14 protein-coding genes and 2 pseudogenes are annotated in these 18,302 nt (G+C 57.9%); 12 read left to right on the top strand and 4 right to left on the bottom strand.

What is annotated here, in order from left to right:
* The first annotated feature begins 59 nt into the window (after positions 1 to 59).
* From lpdA to brnQ, 4 genes are all read left to right on the top strand, one after another.
* Positions 60 to 1,496 carry a dihydrolipoyl dehydrogenase gene (gene lpdA, locus SNL23_RS21370; protein WP_076015227.1) on the top strand — a complete coding sequence of 479 codons (1,437 nt, stop codon included), beginning with the start codon at positions 60 to 62 and terminating at the stop codon, positions 1,494 to 1,496.
* A 214-nt stretch (positions 1,497 to 1,710) separates the two neighbouring features.
* Positions 1,711 to 2,877, top strand: coding sequence for an ADP-forming succinate--CoA ligase subunit beta (sucC, locus tag SNL23_RS21365; RefSeq protein ID WP_003210567.1), 1,167 nt, complete (start codon positions 1,711 to 1,713; stop codon positions 2,875 to 2,877).
* Positions 2,877 to 3,758, top strand: coding sequence for a succinate--CoA ligase subunit alpha (gene sucD / locus SNL23_RS21360; RefSeq protein WP_076015228.1), 882 nt, complete (start codon positions 2,877 to 2,879; stop codon positions 3,756 to 3,758). Before sucC ends, sucD begins: the two co-directional genes overlap by 1 nt.
* 417 nt (positions 3,759 to 4,175) lie before the next feature.
* The gene (gene brnQ, locus SNL23_RS21355; RefSeq protein WP_063028206.1) at positions 4,176 to 5,489 is read left to right on the top strand and encodes a branched-chain amino acid transport system II carrier protein; all 1,314 of its coding nucleotides are present in this window, start codon (positions 4,176 to 4,178) and stop codon (positions 5,487 to 5,489) included.
* A gap of 86 nt (positions 5,490 to 5,575) precedes the next feature.
* On the opposite strand, the gene SNL23_RS21350 is transcribed toward brnQ, so the two are convergent.
* Entirely contained in the window at positions 5,576 to 8,860 is a 3,285-nt protein-coding gene (locus SNL23_RS21350) for a dermonecrotic toxin domain-containing protein (protein WP_318303425.1), read from the bottom strand.
* A 244-nt stretch (positions 8,861 to 9,104) separates the two neighbouring features.
* On the bottom strand, positions 9,105 to 9,347 hold the full coding sequence (locus SNL23_RS21345; RefSeq protein WP_010166269.1) for a hypothetical protein: 243 nt from the start codon (positions 9,345 to 9,347) through the stop codon (positions 9,105 to 9,107).
* Positions 9,348 to 9,504: 157 nt separating this feature from the next.
* On the opposite strand from SNL23_RS21345, the gene SNL23_RS21340 reads away from it, so the two are divergent.
* The 4 genes from SNL23_RS21340 to SNL23_RS21325 all read left to right on the top strand — a co-directional run bounded on the left by SNL23_RS21340 (position 9,505) and on the right by SNL23_RS21325 (position 13,219).
* Entirely contained in the window at positions 9,505 to 9,981 is a 477-nt protein-coding gene (locus SNL23_RS21340) for a PaaI family thioesterase (RefSeq protein ID WP_318303423.1), read from the top strand.
* Positions 9,978 to 10,430 carry a PaaI family thioesterase gene (locus SNL23_RS21335; protein WP_318303421.1) on the top strand — a complete coding sequence of 151 codons (453 nt, stop codon included), beginning with the start codon at positions 9,978 to 9,980 and terminating at the stop codon, positions 10,428 to 10,430. Before SNL23_RS21340 ends, SNL23_RS21335 begins: the two co-directional genes overlap by 4 nt.
* Before the next feature lie 89 nt (positions 10,431 to 10,519).
* Positions 10,520 to 12,424, top strand: a complete 1,905-nt coding sequence (gene htpG, locus SNL23_RS21330; RefSeq protein ID WP_003210561.1) for a molecular chaperone HtpG — start codon at positions 10,520 to 10,522, stop codon at positions 12,422 to 12,424.
* Between the two features lie 66 nt (positions 12,425 to 12,490).
* Positions 12,491 to 13,219, top strand: coding sequence for a dienelactone hydrolase family protein (locus SNL23_RS21325; RefSeq protein WP_258347106.1), 729 nt, complete (start codon positions 12,491 to 12,493; stop codon positions 13,217 to 13,219).
* 135 nt (positions 13,220 to 13,354) lie between these two features.
* On the opposite strand, the pseudogene SNL23_RS21320 reads toward SNL23_RS21325, so the two are convergent.
* A pseudogene (locus SNL23_RS21320) lies at positions 13,355 to 14,226 on the bottom strand (pirin family protein).
* A gap of 64 nt (positions 14,227 to 14,290) precedes the next feature.
* Positions 14,291 to 14,707, bottom strand: coding sequence for an OsmC family protein (locus SNL23_RS21315; protein WP_017477540.1), 417 nt, complete (start codon positions 14,705 to 14,707; stop codon positions 14,291 to 14,293).
* Between the two features lie 140 nt (positions 14,708 to 14,847).
* Between SNL23_RS21315 and SNL23_RS21310 the strand changes: the two genes are divergently transcribed.
* From SNL23_RS21310 to SNL23_RS31630, 4 genes and pseudogenes are all read left to right on the top strand, one after another.
* The gene (locus SNL23_RS21310) at positions 14,848 to 15,852 is read left to right on the top strand and encodes an amidohydrolase family protein (RefSeq protein ID WP_167663589.1); all 1,005 of its coding nucleotides are present in this window, start codon (positions 14,848 to 14,850) and stop codon (positions 15,850 to 15,852) included.
* A 67-nt stretch (positions 15,853 to 15,919) separates the two neighbouring features.
* On the top strand, positions 15,920 to 16,384 hold the full coding sequence (locus SNL23_RS21305; protein WP_318303417.1) for a DUF3859 domain-containing protein: 465 nt from the start codon (positions 15,920 to 15,922) through the stop codon (positions 16,382 to 16,384).
* Positions 16,385 to 16,519: 135 nt separating this feature from the next.
* A pseudogene (locus SNL23_RS31635) lies at positions 16,520 to 17,290 on the top strand (MCP four helix bundle domain-containing protein); the annotation flags it as partial.
* Entirely contained in the window at positions 17,282 to 18,145 is an 864-nt protein-coding gene (locus SNL23_RS31630) for a methyl-accepting chemotaxis protein (RefSeq protein WP_404942412.1), read from the top strand. The pseudogene SNL23_RS31635 and the gene SNL23_RS31630, both read left to right, overlap by 9 nt.
* Positions 18,146 to 18,302 lie beyond the last annotated feature (157 nt).

Here is an 18,302-nt window from a genome sequence, read left to right as displayed (position 1 = left end):
AAGGCAGGCCGGAGTGCGGCTCACGGCTTGAAGCTTTTAGCTAAAGAGGATTTTTTTTCATGTCGCAGAAATTTGACGTTGTAGTGATTGGCGCAGGCCCTGGCGGCTACGTTGCCGCCATCAAGGCCGCACAACTGGGCCTCTCGACTGCTTGCATCGAAAAATACACCGACAAGGAAGGCAAACTGGCTCTGGGCGGTACTTGCCTGAACGTTGGTTGCATTCCTTCCAAGGCGCTGCTGGACAGCTCCTGGAAATTCCACGAAGCGCAAGACGGTTTTGCCATCCACGGCATCAACCACGCTGGCGTGACCATGGACGTGCCAGCAATGGTCGGCCGCAAGGCCAACATCGTTAAAGGCCTGACTTCCGGCGTTGCTACCCTGTTCAAGGCCAACGGCGTTACTTCCCTGCAAGGCCACGGCAAACTGCTGGCCGGCAAGAAAGTTGAAATCACCAAGCCTGACGGTTCGGTAGAAGTCATCGAAGCCGAGAACGTGATCCTGGCTCCAGGTTCGCGTCCAATCGACATTCCACCGGCTCCAGTTGACCAGAACGTGATCGTCGATTCGACCGGCGCCCTGGAATTCCAATCGGTTCCAAAACGTCTGGGCGTGATCGGCGCTGGCGTGATCGGCCTGGAACTGGGTTCGGTCTGGTCCCGTCTGGGTTCGGAAGTGACCGTGCTGGAAGCCCTGGATACGTTCCTGCTGGCTGCCGATACCGCAGTGTCCAAAGAAGCGTTGAAAACCCTGACCAAACAAGGTCTGGACATCAAGCTGGGCGCTCGCGTTACCGGTTCCAAGGTTAACGGCGAAGAAGTCGTCGTGACCTACACCGACAAGGATGGCGAAAAAACCATCACTTTCGACAAGCTGATCGTAGCCGTTGGTCGCCGTCCGGTGACCACTGATCTGCTGGCTTCCGACAGCGGCGTGAACATCGACGAGCGTGGCTTCATCCACGTTGACGATCACTGCGCTACCACTGTGCCGGGCGTCTACGCCATTGGCGACGTGGTTCGCGGCATGATGCTGGCGCACAAGGCTTCCGAAGAAGGCATCATGGTTGTCGAGCGCATCAAGGGTCACAAGACCCAGATGAACTACGACCTGATCCCATCTGTTATCTACACCCACCCGGAAATTGCATGGGTCGGCAAGAACGAACAGCAGTTGAAAGCTGAAGGCGTTGAAGTTAACGTCGGCACCTTCCCGTTTGCCGCTTCTGGCCGTGCCATGGCAGCCAACGACACCGGTGGTTTTGTCAAAGTCATCGCTGATGCCAAGACTGACCGCGTATTGGGCGTCCACGTGATTGGCCCGAGCGCTGCAGAACTGGTTCAGCAAGGCGCAATCGGTATGGAATTCGGCACCAGCGCCGAAGACATCGGCATGATGGTTTTCTCCCATCCGACCCTGTCTGAAGCGCTGCACGAAGCCGCGTTGGCAGTGAATGGCGGCGCCATCCACATCGCCAACAAGAAGAAGCGCTAAGCGAGATAATAAGAAACCACGGCGGTTGCCCGTCGTGAGCCTTGTGCGCAAGACTCACCGCGGAATATCCGCTGGACGCAGTCTTGCGCAGTTTCACCACCCAGGGTTCAGGCCTTTGGTGGTTTGACTGTGCAAGCAGCAGTCACAGGTGGCGCGGCACTCAATAAAGAGCGCAGCGCCGAATGCGCAGTACCTAACGAAGACGGTAATAAGCATGAATCTTCACGAGTATCAGGGTAAGCAGCTGTTCGCTGAGTACGGCCTGCCAGTATCCAAGGGTTACGCAGTAGACACCCCGGAAGCAGCAGCAGAAGCTTGCGACAAAATCGGCGGCACCGAGTGGGTTGTCAAAGCCCAGGTTCACGCTGGTGGTCGCGGTAAAGCGGGCGGCGTTAAGCTGGTTCGCAGCAAAGAAGACGCCAAAGCCTTCGCTCAGCAGTGGCTGGGCAAGCGTCTGGTGACTTACCAGACTGATGCCAATGGCCAGCCAGTCACCAAGATCCTGGTTGAATCGTGCACTGATATCGCTAAAGAGCTGTACCTGGGCGCTGTCGTTGACCGTTCGAGCCGTCGCATCGTGTTCATGGCCTCCACCGAAGGTGGCGTGGACATTGAGAAGATCGCCGAAGAAACCCCAGAAAAAATTCTGAAAGCCACTATCGATCCACTGGTTGGCGCTCAGCCATTCCAGGGTCGCGAGCTGGCATTCCAGTTGGGTCTGGAAGGCAAGCAAGTTGCCCAGTTCGCCAAGATCTTCGTAGGTCTGGCCAAACTGTTCCAGGATCACGATCTGGCCCTGCTGGAAGTGAACCCGCTGGTGATCAAGGCTGACGGCGATCTGCATTGCCTCGACGCCAAGATCAACATCGACGCCAACGCCATGTACCGTCAGCCTAAGCTGAAGACTTTCCACGATCCGTCGCAAGACGATCCGCGCGAAGCGCACGCTGCCAAGTTCGAACTGAACTACGTAGCCCTGGAAGGTAACATCGGTTGCATGGTCAACGGTGCTGGCCTGGCCATGGGTACCATGGACATCGTCAACCTGCATGGCGGCAAACCAGCCAACTTCCTCGACGTAGGCGGTGGTGCCACCAAAGAACGCGTTACCGAAGCGTTCAAGATCATCCTGTCCGACTCCAACGTCGCTGCAGTACTGGTCAACATCTTCGGCGGCATCGTTCGTTGCGACATGATTGCCGAAGGCATCATCGGTGCAGTGAAAGAAGTTGGCGTTAAAATCCCGGTTGTTGTTCGCCTTGAAGGTAACAACGCTGAACTGGGCGCTAAAGTACTGGCAGAAAGCGGTTTGAACATCATCGCTGCTACCAGCCTGACCGACGCTGCTCAACAAGTTGTCAAAGCTGCGGAGGGCAAATAATGAGCGTCCTGATCAATAAAGACACCAAGGTTATCTGCCAGGGTATTACCGGTTCGCAAGGTAGTTTCCACACCCAGCAAGCCATCGAATACGGCACCAAGATGGTCGGTGGCGTTACTCCTGGTAAAGGCGGCACCGAGCACCTGGGTCTGCCAGTGTTCAACACCGTGAAAGAAGCTGTAGCTACCACTGGCGCCACCGCCAGCGTGATCTACGTTCCAGCTCCTTTCTGCAAGGACTCTATCCTGGAAGCAGCATTCGGCGGCATCAAGCTGATCGTTTGCATCACCGAAGGCATTCCTACCCTGGACATGCTGGACGCTAAAGTTAAGTGCGACGAGCTGGGCGTAGTCCTGATCGGCCCTAACTGCCCAGGCGTGATCACTCCAGGCGAATGCAAGATCGGCATCATGCCAGGTCACATTCACTTGCCAGGTAAAGTCGGTATCGTTTCCCGTTCCGGCACCCTGACCTACGAAGCTGTTAAGCAGACTACTGACGCCGGTTTCGGTCAGTCGACTTGCGTCGGCATCGGCGGTGACCCGATCCCAGGCTCGAACTTCATCGACATCCTGAAACTGTTCCAGGAAGACCCGAAGACCGAAGCGATCGTGATGATCGGTGAGATCGGCGGTTCGGCTGAAGAAGAAGCGGCTGCCTACATCAAGGCACACGTGACCAAGCCGGTTGTTTCCTACATCGCTGGTGTGACTGCCCCTGCTGGCAAGCGCATGGGCCATGCTGGCGCAATCATCTCTGGCGGCAAGGGTACTGCAGACGAGAAGTTTGCTGCCCTGGAAGACGCAGGCGTTAAAACCGTGCGTTCGCTGGCAGACATCGGCAAGGCTTTGGCCGAGCTGACTGGTTGGGCTGTCAAGTAAGCCTCGCGCTTAACTGACGCTTCACCACACAAAGGCCACCTTCGGGTGGCCTTTGTGCATTCTGCAGGTTGGTGGAGATCAACATGTGGGAGCGGGCTTGCTCGCGAAGGCGGTGTATCAGTCAACAGATCCATAACTGAAAGACCGCATTCGCAAGCAAGCCCGCTCCCACATTCGATCGCATTTCAAAATTTAAATATAAAAACGCGACATAAAAATGTCGCTTATCGGACAGTTCGCCCCGCAACAGTGCGTTTGACCCGCAAATTCGTTAGGCTAGCCGCCTCTTTATGCGTACGCATCCCAAAAGGAAGCCTCGCGCCAGACCGGTCGGTCCCTATCAGGACCGGCAGTATTTCCCTCATCCATAGGGAAGCCCTCTCTAAATTCCGATTCAGTAGTGTGGTATTTCCTCAAATGAAAGTGTTGAAAAGCCAGGACATCCTGGCGTTGGGCTTTATGACCTTTGCCCTGTTCGTGGGCGCCGGCAACATCATCTTCCCGCCTATCGTCGGTTTGCAGTCCGGGCCACATGTCTGGATGGCGGCGCTGGGCTTCCTGATCACTGCGGTCGGTTTGCCGGTGATCACCGTGGTCGCCCTGGCCAAGGTCGGTGGCGGCATGGACGCGTTGAGCAGCCCAATCGGCAAGATCGCCGGTGGCTTGCTGGCAGCGGCTGCCTACCTGGCCGTCGGCCCGTTGTTCGCCACCCCGCGAACCGCGACCGTGTCGTTTGAAGTGGGCCTGGCGCCGCTGACTGGTGAAAGCCCGCTGGCGCTGTTCCTCTACAGCTCGGTGTACTTCCTGTTGGTGTTCTTCATCTCCCTGTACCCAGGCCGTCTGCTGGATACGGTCGGTCGCTTCCTGGCGCCGTTGAAGATCATCGCCCTGGCCGTATTGGGCATCGCTGCCTTTGCCTTGCCGGCTGGTGACGTGGGTGTCGCTACCCCTGAATATGTCGCGGCACCGTTCTCCCAGGGCTTTATCAATGGTTACCTGACCATGGATACCCTCGGCGCCCTGGTGTTCGGCATCGTGATCGTCAACGCGATTCGCTCCCGTGGCGTTGAGTCGCCGAAGCTGATTACCCGCTACGCGATCATTGCCGGGCTGATTGCCGGCGTGGGCCTGGCCCTGGTGTACATCAGCCTGTTCCGCCTCGGTTCGGGCAGCCATGAAGTGGCCGCCGGTGCCGCCAATGGCGCCGCCGTGCTGCACGCTTACGTCCAGCACACCTTCGGCTCCCTGGGCAGCGGCTTCCTCGCCGTGCTGATTTCCCTGGCGTGCCTGGTGACCGCTGTAGGCCTGACCTGCGCCTGCGCCGAGTACTTCAGCCGAGTGTTGCCGCTGTCTTACAAGACCCTGGTGGTGATCCTGGCGGTGTTCTCGCTGTTTGTGTCCAACCTGGGCCTGACCAAGCTGATCGCCTTCTCGATCCCGGTACTGACCGCGATCTACCCGCCGTGCATCGTGCTGGTGGCCCTGAGCTTCTGTAAGGACTTCTGGCAGGAGCAGGGCCGGATCGTCGGCCCGGTGATGCTGGTGTCGTTCATCTTCGGCTGCATTGACGCGCTGAAGGGCGCAGGCCTGGCAGACTGGATGCCATCGCAACTGGCTCACCTGCCGCTGAGCGAGCAGGGCCTGGCGTGGCTGGTGCCTTCGGTGATGACCCTGGTCGTTGCTGTAGTGGTTGACCGTGTTCTGGGCAAGCGTAGCGAAGCGATCGCTTAACGCCTCTGGTCCTGCCGTAATCGAAAAGCCCCGGAACAAATGCTCCGGGGCTTTTTTATGCGCGGTGTCAGGACAAGCTGCCTGTTTCAGGGGATCGGGAGTTTGCTCTTTGTCGAACCCACTCCCATGTTTTTCAAATATTCCTGGGCAGGCTTCAAATCGCTTTGTTTAGGTAGATAGTGTCCAGATACATTGGAAAGGTGGGTTTTTCCCATGCGGTCTTTCCTTATGTAGCCTGCGCTGATCACCTGTTCTGATTGACCAGTGCCAGCGCCGATTTCCGCAATGGCAGGGTGGGATAACCATTTTGGCGGCACACCTTTGTCGATATTGCCGACGATCAGTTGCTTGTCTTGCGTGAAGACGAACTTGCTGACGGTATTGGGCTTAGATACAACGTTCAGGTCCTCCGGCTTTGTGATCGACACCAGTTCCGCTCGGGGAGCTCTGGTGTTCAATGCCCCGCCGGCCAGATGTTTCTCGGCATTCAGGTCACGAGCTTTGGTATTGGCCAACACTGGAAGTGTTTTTTGAGACGACGACGTTGATTGCCAACTGCCGGCATTGGAAGAGCTGCTTGGAGACAGTAAGTTTTCAGGCAGTTTGACGTCTCTCTGCAAAGCAGTTGGCGCCCTGAACACCGGGCGCAACGGTGTTTTTCGAAGCAGCGGGAAACCTGACGCCGCCATGGCAAAGTCCGAATAGACAGCGCCCCATCGGCCCGGCTGGGTAAGTAGTTTAGGCAAGCTTCGGCCGGGAACGCGCAGGGCTTTTAAGGCGGCTTTGGAGAGCCTGTTGACGGCGGAAACTCCTTTGGTGACAGGGATCAGGTCCAGTATTAACGTTGCCACTTCACCGGCAAATACCAACTGGTTGGTAGCGCTTTGGGCCGCTACTTCAGTGCTCGTGGTGAACTGGGCACCGGCTTTGGCTGCGACCAGGGCCACGTTTTGCGCGTAGAGATGGTCGCCGAGGGAGCCTTTGATCGGTTTGAGTGCAATACCGGCTTCATGGTCGACTGCCAGCTGCTTCAGAATCATGCTGACCGGGTGTATGAATAGTTTGTCGTAAGTCGAGTACTTGTCAGCCGGCGAGACTCGGCGGTCCATATAGGTTTGCCACTCGGGCTTGGCCAGCAAAGCGTCAAGCTGGCCTTGGCTGACTATTTCCCTGAAGACACGTCCGTCGGGAGCGTCCGGGCTGTATAGCACCAACGATGGATGGTCGATCGGCTTGATGACCAGCATGCCTTGAATCGGCTTTCCATCCCTGATGACACTATGGGAGATGATTGAGGATCCATTCACAACGGGCCATTTTGTGGGATCTGTATGCTCTATCGTTGCGTTGATCCACTGTTCTGCGTTTTTTTGCCTGTTCAGATAGGCTTCCGGGTCCAGGGAGGTCAATAAAGCGTCCTTGGCCAGGCTCGCCCGTTGGTTTTGCTGCCAGGCACTGCGCAATGCGGCGGCCTCTCCCGATGTGGCACTCGGGTCCAGCTTTTCACCGAGCAAGGTCAGGTATTTGCCACCCACATCGGTGGGCTTGATCAGTTCCTCAAGCCACTGCGTATCCAGCGTTATGCGTTTTCCGTCTGCACCGGCCACGTGCGCTTTCCAGGTTGTCTGGGTCGACAGTAGTGGAGAGCCAGCGTCCCAGGCCGAGGTGTTCCTGAGGGCCAGATCGGTCAGCGATATCATTTCGGTGGCAGGAGGCAAAGCGACACTAGGAAGCGCAGTCAGCCCAAGGTGGACGGTTTTTTCTCTCGTTACCCAGACCATGAGCTTGTCGGGGTCGATGTCCTCCTTCGGGTATCGCTTTTGTAATTTGTCTTTCAGTGCCTGAACCAGCAATTCTTTTGCAAAATGTCCCAGGGAGGGAAGCTTCTCCAGCAGCGGTTTCAGGCGGGCAAAACTCGACTGCTCTGCCTGCTCCAGGTCCCGGTAGTGTGCTTCCTGCCCTGGGGTCAGTTTTTTGAGCCATGGCGGCTGGAGCTTTTCCATTAATTTTTCGTTGCGTGCGAGCATGGCATTGCTGCCATCAAAGTGCAGCGACAGGTCGGCGGCGTCATTGATATCCGTGACGATTGCGGGATCGAGCAAGTTCCCGGTGCCTGCTTGGTCAGGCGCGGCGGTGAAGGCGTACTGCAGCGTTTCCTTGACCTCGTCTGCCTGGCGTTTCATCAACAGCGGCAATGCCTGGGCCACCACGTCCCCCGATACGGGAGCGAATCCCAACATCAAGTCATTCCCCCATTGTGGATTGCGACTGTGCTGCACCGACAGCGGCAAACTTTTCAGCAGCACGCTGGCTTTCTCGTCATCGTCATTGATCCGGTGTAACAAAGCTTCACGGGCATCAGCCGGGGTCGCGAACTCTTCGAAACCGTCGCAGGGGGTGTAAAGCACAACCGGTCCGTTAGGTGCGTCGAGCGCGATAGTCCGGATGTCCGTTGCTGTGTACGGCGCGTCAGCCGACGACCCGTCTTTACTGGTGATAAGGAAGCAACCGGCTAAAAGCGCACCATTGGGGGTGTTGTCATCGATCCTGATGGGGTACACCCCCGGCCGACTGCCTGATGCAAATGCACCTTCGCGTGCTGCAAGGGTGGGAAACTGAAACGCGGCGTCGACCAGTTGTTTGGCAGGATGGCTAAGTGTTCCATCCTCAACGCGGAGCGCCGCCTCGGTGGAGAGCATCTGCCGGTGCAAGGCCAGCAACTGCTCTTGTCGCGGCGCATGGAGGCCGTGGCCTGAGGGTGGTTTTTTCCAATAGCTGCTGAGTGCGATGGGCAGCCGGGTCGCAATGTTCCGGGCGATCGTGAGCAATGAACATTGGGGCTCGAGCTTGCGCTGAGCACCACCGTGTGGCGCATCGATATAAAAAGCGGCCTCGGTTTCTTTGTCAGGCGAACCTGTGAGCGCGTTCAGGTTCACTTCCATGATCTTGTCAAACAGTGCCTGGGACAGCGTTTGGCGGTCTCCTTCGGGCTGTTGCCGGTAGGTTTTGGCGTGAATTGAATTCGGATCAATTGATTCGAACTCGGGAAAGGCTTTTTTCAACTGGACCTGAACAAACCGATGGAATGTCGTTTGGTGGCTTAGCAGTTCTGTGATCTGTTTGTTCAGTTTCGTGTGCTGGTCAATCAATTGGGATTGGGCGGTGGTTGTGGCAGGGCGGTTGGTATCCGCGACGACAGGCGCTATGCCGCGCACAGTGGGCGCGACGAAATCATTGTGATTCAAGCCCGCTGGATAAGGCTGCGTAACGGGTCGCGATGACGGCTGAGCGGGCGCCGTCGGTTTGCTGATGGGCGGCGGGGCAACGGGTGGGGTGGATGCCGGACTGGAGAGCTGGGAGGGGGCGAGCATGGTGGTTCTATCTCTGAAGTAGCATGGCATTCCCTTCTATTCCAGCGATGGCGGAGCTCCGTACCCTCGGGGCGTCAATTGAGTGATTCAAAGTGTGGGGCTGGTTCCTTGGGCTGATTAAGGCTTAGTCCGATTTTTCGCACTTTACTGGGCTGATAAAAGCAGCAGACAAAGTAAAGCCCGCACTTGGCGGGCTTTCTTTTGCAACATGGTTTTTCAAACCACGGTGTTCAAGTCGTCAGACTCAAGAACCGGTTGCAGGTGCTGCTTCTTTCGCGGCTGCGTTGTTCGATTCCTGCTGGGCTTTGGCAGCTTCAGCGTTTTCTTTTGCAGCGTCGTTCACTTTATCCTGAGCTTCACTCATTTTTTCTTGAGCTTGTTCAGCATGTTGGTTGGCATCCTGAGCTTTGTCCTCGGATTTTTTATCGCAGGCAGCGAGGCCGAGGGCAGCGGCCAACATCAAGGAAATAGCTAAAGTCTTGCGCATGGGGTGTTTCTCCTTATTGAAGATATCTACTGGCCTTTCGAGCCTATGCCCAACGCTTAGTTCCTTAAATCTCACAGATATATAAGACGTTTTTCCAGGGAACTTTCACCAGGGTTGTCTATTTCGCCGGATCCACACTAATAAGAGTCTTTAACGAATGACCGAAAATCCTCTTTTATCCCGTGCCACGCGCTTTGTATCAGCCTTGCGCCACTGCCAAGTGCTGGGTATCCAGGTCCATGCCGCCAGTGAAGACGGCATGACCCTGATGCTGCCTTATGGTCCGCATATCGTGGGTGATCCGCTGACCGGAGTGATCCATGGCGGCGCCCTCACATCGTTGATGGACACCGCTTGCGGCATGGCCACCTTGTGTGTGCTGCCGGAGTTCGAGGTTTGCCCGACCCTGGACCTGCGCGTCGACTACATGCACCCGGCCGAACCCCACAAGCCGGTATTCGGTTTTGCCCAGTGCTACCGGGTGACCACCGACGTGATCTTCACCCGCGGCTTCGCCTATCAGGACGACCCGCAGCAACCGATTGCCCATGTGGTGGGCACCTTCATGCGCATGGGCAAGCGCCTCAAGGGCAGCCAGGGCCTGGGCAATACGATCAAGGGAGAACAGCCATGAAGCATCAGTTCAAGACCCGTCTGCAGCAAGCCCATGAGCGCGGCAACTATGAGGCGCTGCTCAACCTGATTCCCTACGCCAAGCTGATCGGCATCGAGTGCACGCGGCTGGGGGACGAATTGCTGTTCCGCATGCCGGCCAACAAGGACAACATTGGTAACCCGATATTACCGGCGATCCATGGCGGGGTGATCGCAGGCTTTATGGAGCTGTCCGCAGCCTTGCATTTGCTGGTTTTTACCGGTGCACCTGGCGTTCCCAAAATCATCGATTTCTCCCTGGATTACCTGCGCGCTGGCCAGTTTCGCGACACTTACGCCAAATGCCAGGTGTGGCGCCAGGGCCGACGGGTGGCCAATGTGGCGATTACTGCCTGGCAAAGCACCCCGGCCGAACCGATTGCTACCGCCCGTGCGCATTTCAAGATTGAGGAAACGGCCCGCCCTTGAAATCCTGGTCTTAGCCCCCAACTTTGATGACAACCCGCCGCCAACCCTCAAGGGCGCGGCCACTGCCATCCAATTGGAGTTTGATGACCATGAGTGTGGAAACTCAAAAGGAAACCCTGGGCTTCCAGACCGAGGTGAAGCAACTGCTGCACCTCATGATCCATTCGCTGTATTCCAACAAGGAAATTTTCCTTCGCGAATTGATCTCGAACGCCTCTGACGCTGTCGACAAATTACGTTTCGAAGCCCTGTCCAAGCCTGAGTTGCTGGAAGGCGGCGCGGAACTGAAAATCCGTGTGAGCTTCGACAAGGACGCGAAAACCGTCACCCTCGAAGACAACGGTATCGGCATGAGCCGCGACGATGCGATCACCCACCTGGGGACCATCGCCAAATCCGGCACCGCTGATTTCATGAAAAACCTGTCGGGCGATCAGAAGAAAGATTCGCACCTGATCGGCCAGTTCGGCGTGGGCTTCTACTCGGCCTTCATCGTTGCTGACAAGGTTGAAGTATTCAGCCGCCGCGCCGGTCTTGCTGCCAGCGAAGGCGTGCACTGGTCTTCCAAGGGCGAGGGCGAATTTGAAATCGCCACCGTCGACAAGGCTGACCGTGGTACCCGCATCGTGCTGCACCTGAAGTCCGGTGAAGACGAGTTCGCCGATGGCTGGCGCCTGCGCAATATCATCAAGAAATATTCCGACCACATCGCTTTGCCGATCGAACTGCCGAAAGAACAAGCGGCGGCCGAAGGCGAAGAGGCGCCTGCCCAGGAATGGGAAGTGGTCAACCGTGCCAGCGCCCTGTGGACCCGTCCTCGTACCGAAGTCAAAGACGAGGAATACCAGGAGTTCTACAAGCACATCGCCCACGACTACGAAAACCCGCTGAGCTGGAGCCACAACAAGGTCGAAGGCAAGCTGGAATACAGCTCGCTGCTCTACGTCCCGGCCCGTGCTCCGTTCGACCTGTACCAGCGTGAAGCGCCGAAAGGCCTGAAGCTGTACGTACAGCGCGTGTTCGTGATGGACCAGGCGGAATCCTTCCTGCCGCTGTACCTGCGCTTTATCAAAGGCGTGGTCGACTCCAACGACCTGTCGCTGAACGTGTCGCGGGAAATCCTGCAGAAAGACCCGATCATCGACTCGATGAAGTCGGCGCTGACCAAGCGTGTCCTCGACATGCTGGAAAAGCTGGCGAAGAACGAGCCTGAGCAATACAAGGGCTTCTGGAAAAACTTCGGCCAGGTCATGAAAGAAGGCCCGGCAGAAGATTTCGCCAACAAGGAAAAAATCGCCGGCCTGCTGCGTTTCGCATCGACCAACGGTGATGATGGCGAGCAGAACGTTTCCCTGGCCGAATACCTGGCTCGCGCCAAGGAAGGTCAGGACAAGATCTACTACCTGACCGGCGAAACCTACGCTCAGGTCAAGAACAGCCCGCACCTGGAAGTCTTCCGCAAGAAAGGCATCGAAGTGCTGCTGCTGACCGACCGGATCGACGAGTGGCTGATGAGCTACCTCAGCGACTTCGACGGCAAGAGCTTTGTTGACGTCGCCCGCGGCGACCTGGACCTGGGCAACCTGGATTCCGAAGAAGACAAGAAAGCTGCCGAAGAAGTGGCCAAGTCCAAAGAGGGCCTGGTTGAGCGAATCAAGACCGCCTTGGGCGATGCTGTCAGCGAAGTTCGGGTTTCCCACCGTCTGACCGATTCCCCGGCGATCCTGGCCATCGGCGAGCAGGACCTGGGCATGCAGATGCGTCAGATCCTGGAAGCCAGCGGCCAGAAGGTTCCGGACTCCAAGCCGATCTTCGAATTCAACCCGGCTCACCCGTTGATCGAGAAACTCGACGGCGAGCAGAGCGAAGAGCGGTTTGGCGACCTGTCGCACATCCTCTTCGACCAGGCAGCCCTGGCTGCCGGCGACAGCCTGAAAGACCCGGCCGCTTATGTGCGCCGACTGAACAAGCTGTTGGTTGAACTGTCGGTTTAACACCGTTGTAGAAAAACCCGCTTCGGCGGGTTTTTTCGTTTTAGAGCCTTTCACCTGGAGTAAATGATGAGCCAAATCACCGTGCGTTCCGTGGTCTATCAGATTGATGGCCAGTCTTATGAAAGTCGCCTGGCATTTGATGCCAGTCATAAGGGCCCGCTGCCAGGGTTGTTAATGGCGCCGAACTGGATGGGTGTCAGCGCCGGCGCTGAAGAGATCGCCAAGAGCGTGGCCAGCAAGGGCTACGTGGTGCTGCTCGCCGACCTGTACGGGCAAACGGTTCGCCCGTCGAACGGCGACGAAGCAGGCGCGGCGATGATGCCGTTGAAGAACGACCGGGTGTTGCTGAACAAGCGCATGCAGGTCGCGCTTGATCACTTGAAAACCCAAACCGAAGCCGCGGTGGATACCTCGAAGCTGGCAACCTTCGGTTTCTGCTTCGGTGGTTGCTGCTCCCTGGAGCTGGCGCGTACCGGTGCTCCGTTGAAAGCGGCGGTTTCGTTCCACGGCAGCCTCGACACACCGAACCCGGCCGATGCGAAAAACATCAAGGGTTCAGTGCTGGTGTTGCACGGCGCTTCCGACCCGTTGGTGCCGAAAGAGCAACTGCCGGCGTTTGAAGATGAAATGAACGCGGCCGGTGTGGATTGGCAATTGCTGAGCTACGGCGGTGCGGTGCACTCGTTTACCGACCCGCACGCCAATGTGCCGGGCAAGATGATGTATGACGCGAAGACCGCTGCACGGGCCTTCCAGTCGATGCATAACTTGCTGGATGAAGTGTTCAAGGGCTGATAGTTCGGTTGCCTGAGCTGGCCCCTTCGCGAGCAAGCCCGCTCCCACATTTTGACCGCGTACTTCCTGAAGGAACGCGGTCGAAATGTGGGAGCGGGCTTGCTCGCGAAGGCTATTTCATAGGCAATAAAGCGCTTAAGCCTTACCTTCAGGCAACTCAATCCGCTCGGTTTCCCCGGCACTGTCGGCCAATCCCCAGCCGCCCAACGCTGCCGAGCCTGCTCGATCAACGCCGGATCACTCGCCACAAAATTCCAGTTAATCCGCCGTGGCCCATCCAGCGCCGCGCCGCCGAACACCACCAGATGGCAATCGGTCTCGGCAAACAGCGCCATGCTTTCGCCTGCCGGCAACACCACCAGGCTATGCACCTCCAGCACCTCGCCATCCAACTGTGCCTCACCCTCCAGCACATACACTGCCCGTTCCGCATGCTCATCCGGGATCAGCAGCGTCGTAGCCGTCTGCATCCGCACTTCGGCATACAGCGTGGGTGACAACACCGGCACCAGAGACTCCAGGCAAAAGCCGCTGCCGGCAATCAGGCGAATCTGCACGCCCAGGTTGTCACTGACCGGCAAGCTGGCGGCGGGGTGATGGCTGTAATGCCCAGGTCCTTGCTCATGTTCCCTGGGCGAGGCCAGCCACACTTGCAAGCCGTGCAGGTTGAAACCACTGGCCTTCAACGCCTCAGGGCTGCGTTCAACGTGGGCAATGGCGCTGCCGGCTGTCATCCAGCTGACATCCCCGGCCATGACCACCTGGTCGGAGCCGAGGCTGTCCTTGTGCAGGAGTTCGCCTTCAAACAGGTAGGTCAGGGTGGAGAGGCCGATATGCGGGTGCTGGCGAATATTCATGCCGGTGCCCGGGGCATAGCGGGTTTGCAGCATGTGGTCGAAAAACACGAACGGCCCGACGCTGCGGCATTGCCTGGACGGCAGCGGGCGCAGGATCGGTTGGCCTTCCACATCTTCGGCACGCGGACGAATCACGGTCACTGTGGTCATGGTGCATCCCAGTCTGAGCGGGTTAGATGGCAATGAGCATAATCCGCTCGACGGGAGGTTGCCGCTACTGGCTGAAGGCGCCTTCCGAGAGTTTGGTCTCGATGGTGACTTCGGCGGTGGTCATCAGCTTATGCACCGGGCAGCGATCCGCCACGCGATGCAATTCATCCCGCTGCTCGTCGGTGAGTACGCCCTTGAGGGTGAGTTTGACGCTGAGCTTGTATTTGCCCTTTTGCTCTTCGGTGCTGTCGTGGGTGACTTCCACGGTGACGCCGGTGAGCGGAATGTCTTTTTTCTGTGCATAGAGCTTGACCGTCAGCGCCTTGCACGACGCCAGCGCGGCATCGAAGTAATCGTGGGGAGAGGGCGCCGAATCGTCGCCGCCCAGGCTCTTGGGCAGGTCGGTAAACAGCTCATGGTTATTGATGTTGACGCTGTGGCGAAAGTTTTCGGCGTTCAGCGTATTCACGGTAACAGGCATGGCAAACCTCACAGGGTGGCAGGAAGAAGCTCATGCAGTTATAGAGCATGCTGGCACCTGGGTGTTCCCCATTGTTTAGCGCTGAACCCGTAGGCGCGGCCTGAGGTCTACCTTCATTAGCCCTTGTTTGAGATGCCACCGTGCGCCGTACCCGCCTGAGTATTGCCCTGTTACTGGCCGCCGCGAGCCTTGCCGCGCAGGCCCGCGACTATGCCTACAGCGATGCACACCTGCATTACGTCGACTTCTTCCAGGAGTCGGCGGGCATGGACAAGTTGCTCAAGGCCATGGCCGATAATCGGATTGAACACGTGATGATTTCCGGCATCCCCGTGGCCAAGAAATGGCACGAAGACGAGCCCAAGCGCCCGCGTTATTACGCCGGCGACGATGCCGATGCGTATTGGTACAGCGCCACTGATGTGTTTGTCGCCGATGCGGTGAATAAACTGACCCCGGAGCAACGCCAGCGCTTTCACCCGTTCCTCAGCGGTTTCAACCCCAACGATAAAAACGCCGCGTCCCACATCCAGCGCATGCTCGACCTCAATCCAGGGCTGTGGCAAGGCATCGGCGAAGTCTTCACCCGTCACGACGACCTGACTGCACTGACCTCCGGCGACACCCCAAGAGCCAACAACGAGGCGATGACCCGCATCTATCATTTGGCGGCGGAGAACGATCTGCCGGTGATGGTGCATTCCAACATCACCTCCAAGCGTGAGAAAAATCCGTTGTACCTGGCGGAAATGGAAGAGCCCCTGCGCAACCATCCGCACACCCGGTTTATCTGGGCTCACGCGGGCAGCAGCATGGAAATCCATCGGCACCAGACGCAGATGGATTTCCTGCTACCGACCCTGGCACGCCTGCTGGAGGCTTACCCGAACCTGTACGTCGACCTGTCTTGGAGCGTGCTCACGCCTTACTTGCTGGGTGAGGCGGGAAAGCCACGCCCTGAGTGGGTAAAGCTGGTAGAGCGCTTCCCGGACCGCTTCATGCTTGGCTCGGACGTCGTAGGACGCTTCAACAAGCTGGGTAAGGAAATGCGCAGCTTCGACCCGTTTCTTGATGCGCTGCCTGAAGACGTGGCCAGAAAGGTTGCACGGGACAATTTCCTGGCGATTCTGCCCAAGCCCAAGTGATGGTTTTTGTCATCCTGTCGTCATCCCTGCGTCATAAGCTGCGGCCTTCTCAAACAAGGAGTGCAGCATGCAATTCACCCGTTCAGGCGCCTTGGTGGCGCTGATGATGACCAGCAGCCTCGCCAGTGCCGAAGTGCGTATCGAAGGGCCGGTGGAGTATGGCGTGTTTGATGGCCCGAAAGCCGAGTTGCAGGCCGGAGAGCGCGTGCTGCGCCGCAGCAACGAACAGATTCAGTCCACCACCGTGGTGCCGGCGAAGCTGGGCACCAAATTCGGCCTGCGTTATCAACTGCTCGGCAAAGTCGCCGAAGGCACGCCGCTGACCTTGCTCTACTTCACCCCGGGCGTCCGCACGCCGGATGGTGTGCGTCACGACAAATTCGAAGTAACCCAGAAGCTGGTGCCCGGTGCCCCACAGGACGTGATGGCCTATGAGTTCACCGAAAACCACGAAGTGGTGCCGGGCGAGTGGCGTTTCATGGTGTTCCAGGGGGATCGTCTGCTCACGCAAAAGAGCTTTACCGTTCGCTGAATCGCTACAGCCGGGGCCGGGCGATCATAAGGCGTTTTGATATCGCGTTTTCGTCTTACGCAAACTTCGTTCTTCGCCGATACCTTTCAAGAGCCCGCTGCAGGTGGATGCAGCGCTTTTGGAAGGATTCCGAACATGAATATCAGAAGTCTGAATATCGCCCCTCGCGCCGGCCTGGGGTTTGGTTTGCTGGCGCTGATGGTGTTTGCCCTGGGCGGGTTTGCCTTGTCGCAGATGGGCAATATGCGCCAGCAGTCGGACCAAGTGGAAAACAACTGGCTGCCCAGCGTGATGGCGGTCGGCGAGATGAATCAGGACCTGCTGCGGGTACGGGCCCTGACGCTGCGCCTGCTGCTTAACCGCGACCCGCAGGCGATCACGCAGAATGAACAGAAAATCACCGAACTGAAAAACGGCCTGCACAAGGCTCAGTCGCTCTATGAAGGCTTGATTGTGCTGCCGGAAGAGCGGGTGCTGTTCGATCGCTTCAAGACCGAGGAAGCGCGCTACCTGCAACGCCAAGAGCAAGTGATGGCATTTTCTCGGGCCAATCAGCTGGAAGACGCGATCAAGGTCGTCAACGGCGAGATGAACCAGTTGGCCGATGAGTTGGCCGGCACCCTGCGTGAGCTGGTGACGCTGAACAAGGTCAGTGCCAATCAGGCGGCGAGCCTGGCCCAAAGCGTGTTCACCCAATCGCGCAGTTGGGTGGTTGGCATGATTGCCGTGACGGCGCTGATCACCATTGGCCTGGCACTGCTGCTGACCCGCAGTATCGTGCTGCCGTTATCCCAGTCGCTGAAAGTCGCCCAGGGCGTGGCCAGTGGCGACCTTACGGGTGTGATTACCGTCAGCGGCAACGATGAACCGGCGCGTTTGCAGCGGGCGCTGAAAAGCATGCAGGAGAGCCTGCGGGAAACCATTCGGCGTATTTCTGATTCGTCGAGCCAATTGGCGTCGGCTTCGGAAGAACTCAGTTGTGTGACGGAAGATGCCACCCGTGGGCTGCATCAGCAAAGTCAGGAAATTGAGCAGGCAGCTACTGCGGTGAACCAGATGACGGCGGCGGTGGAGGAGGTGGCGAGCAATGCGGTGGCCACTTCACAGGCGTCCCGTGAGTCGGACCGTATTGCCCAGCATGGTCGCGAGCAGGTGCATCAGACGGTGTTGTCGATTGAGTCCCTGGCGGATGATGTGACGGCCAATGCGACGCAGGTGGAGGACCTGGCGCAGAAGGTGTATGGCATCAGCAAGGTGCTGGATGTGATTCGCTCGATTGCCGAGCAGACCAATTTGCTTGCGTTGAATGCTGCCATTGAAGCCGCGCGGGCCGGGGATGCCGGGCGTGGGTTTGCAGTGGTGGCGGATGAGGTGCGGGCGCTGGCCCATCGGACCCAGCAGTCGACGCAGGAAATCGAGCAGATGATCAGCGGGATTCAGCAGGGGACTGATCAGGCGGTGAGCTCCATGCAGCAGAGCAACACCCGGGCGCGGTCGACGCTGGATATTGCCAAGTCGGCTGGGACGGCGTTGGAGGAGATTGCTTCGGCGTTTACGCTGATCAACGAGCGCAACCTGGTGATTGCCAGTGCCTCGGAAGAGCAGGCGGCGGTGGCGCGGGAGGTGGATCGCAATTTGATGAATATTCGCGATTTGGCGCAGCAGACGTCGGCCGGGGCGAACCAGACGAGTGCGGCGAGTCAGGAGTTGTCGCGGTTGGCGGTGGATCTCAACACCATGGTGGCTAGGTTTTCGGTTTAGGGTGCTGGACGGTGTACATATCCGTTGCTGCGGTCACGGCTGCTTAGGGTTCCGCTCTTACAGCGGGTCACTTTTGAAAAAAGCGCAAAAGAAACCAAAACGCTCTGCCCCGCCTGTCGGCGCCTCGCTGTGGCTCGGAGTTCCCTCACTCCGGCAC

The sequence above is a fragment of the Pseudomonas sp. SED1 genome (assembly GCF_034044025.1).
Classification (GTDB): domain Bacteria; phylum Pseudomonadota; class Gammaproteobacteria; order Pseudomonadales; family Pseudomonadaceae; genus Aquipseudomonas.
This window is presented reverse-complemented; position numbering and strand designations above follow the sequence as displayed.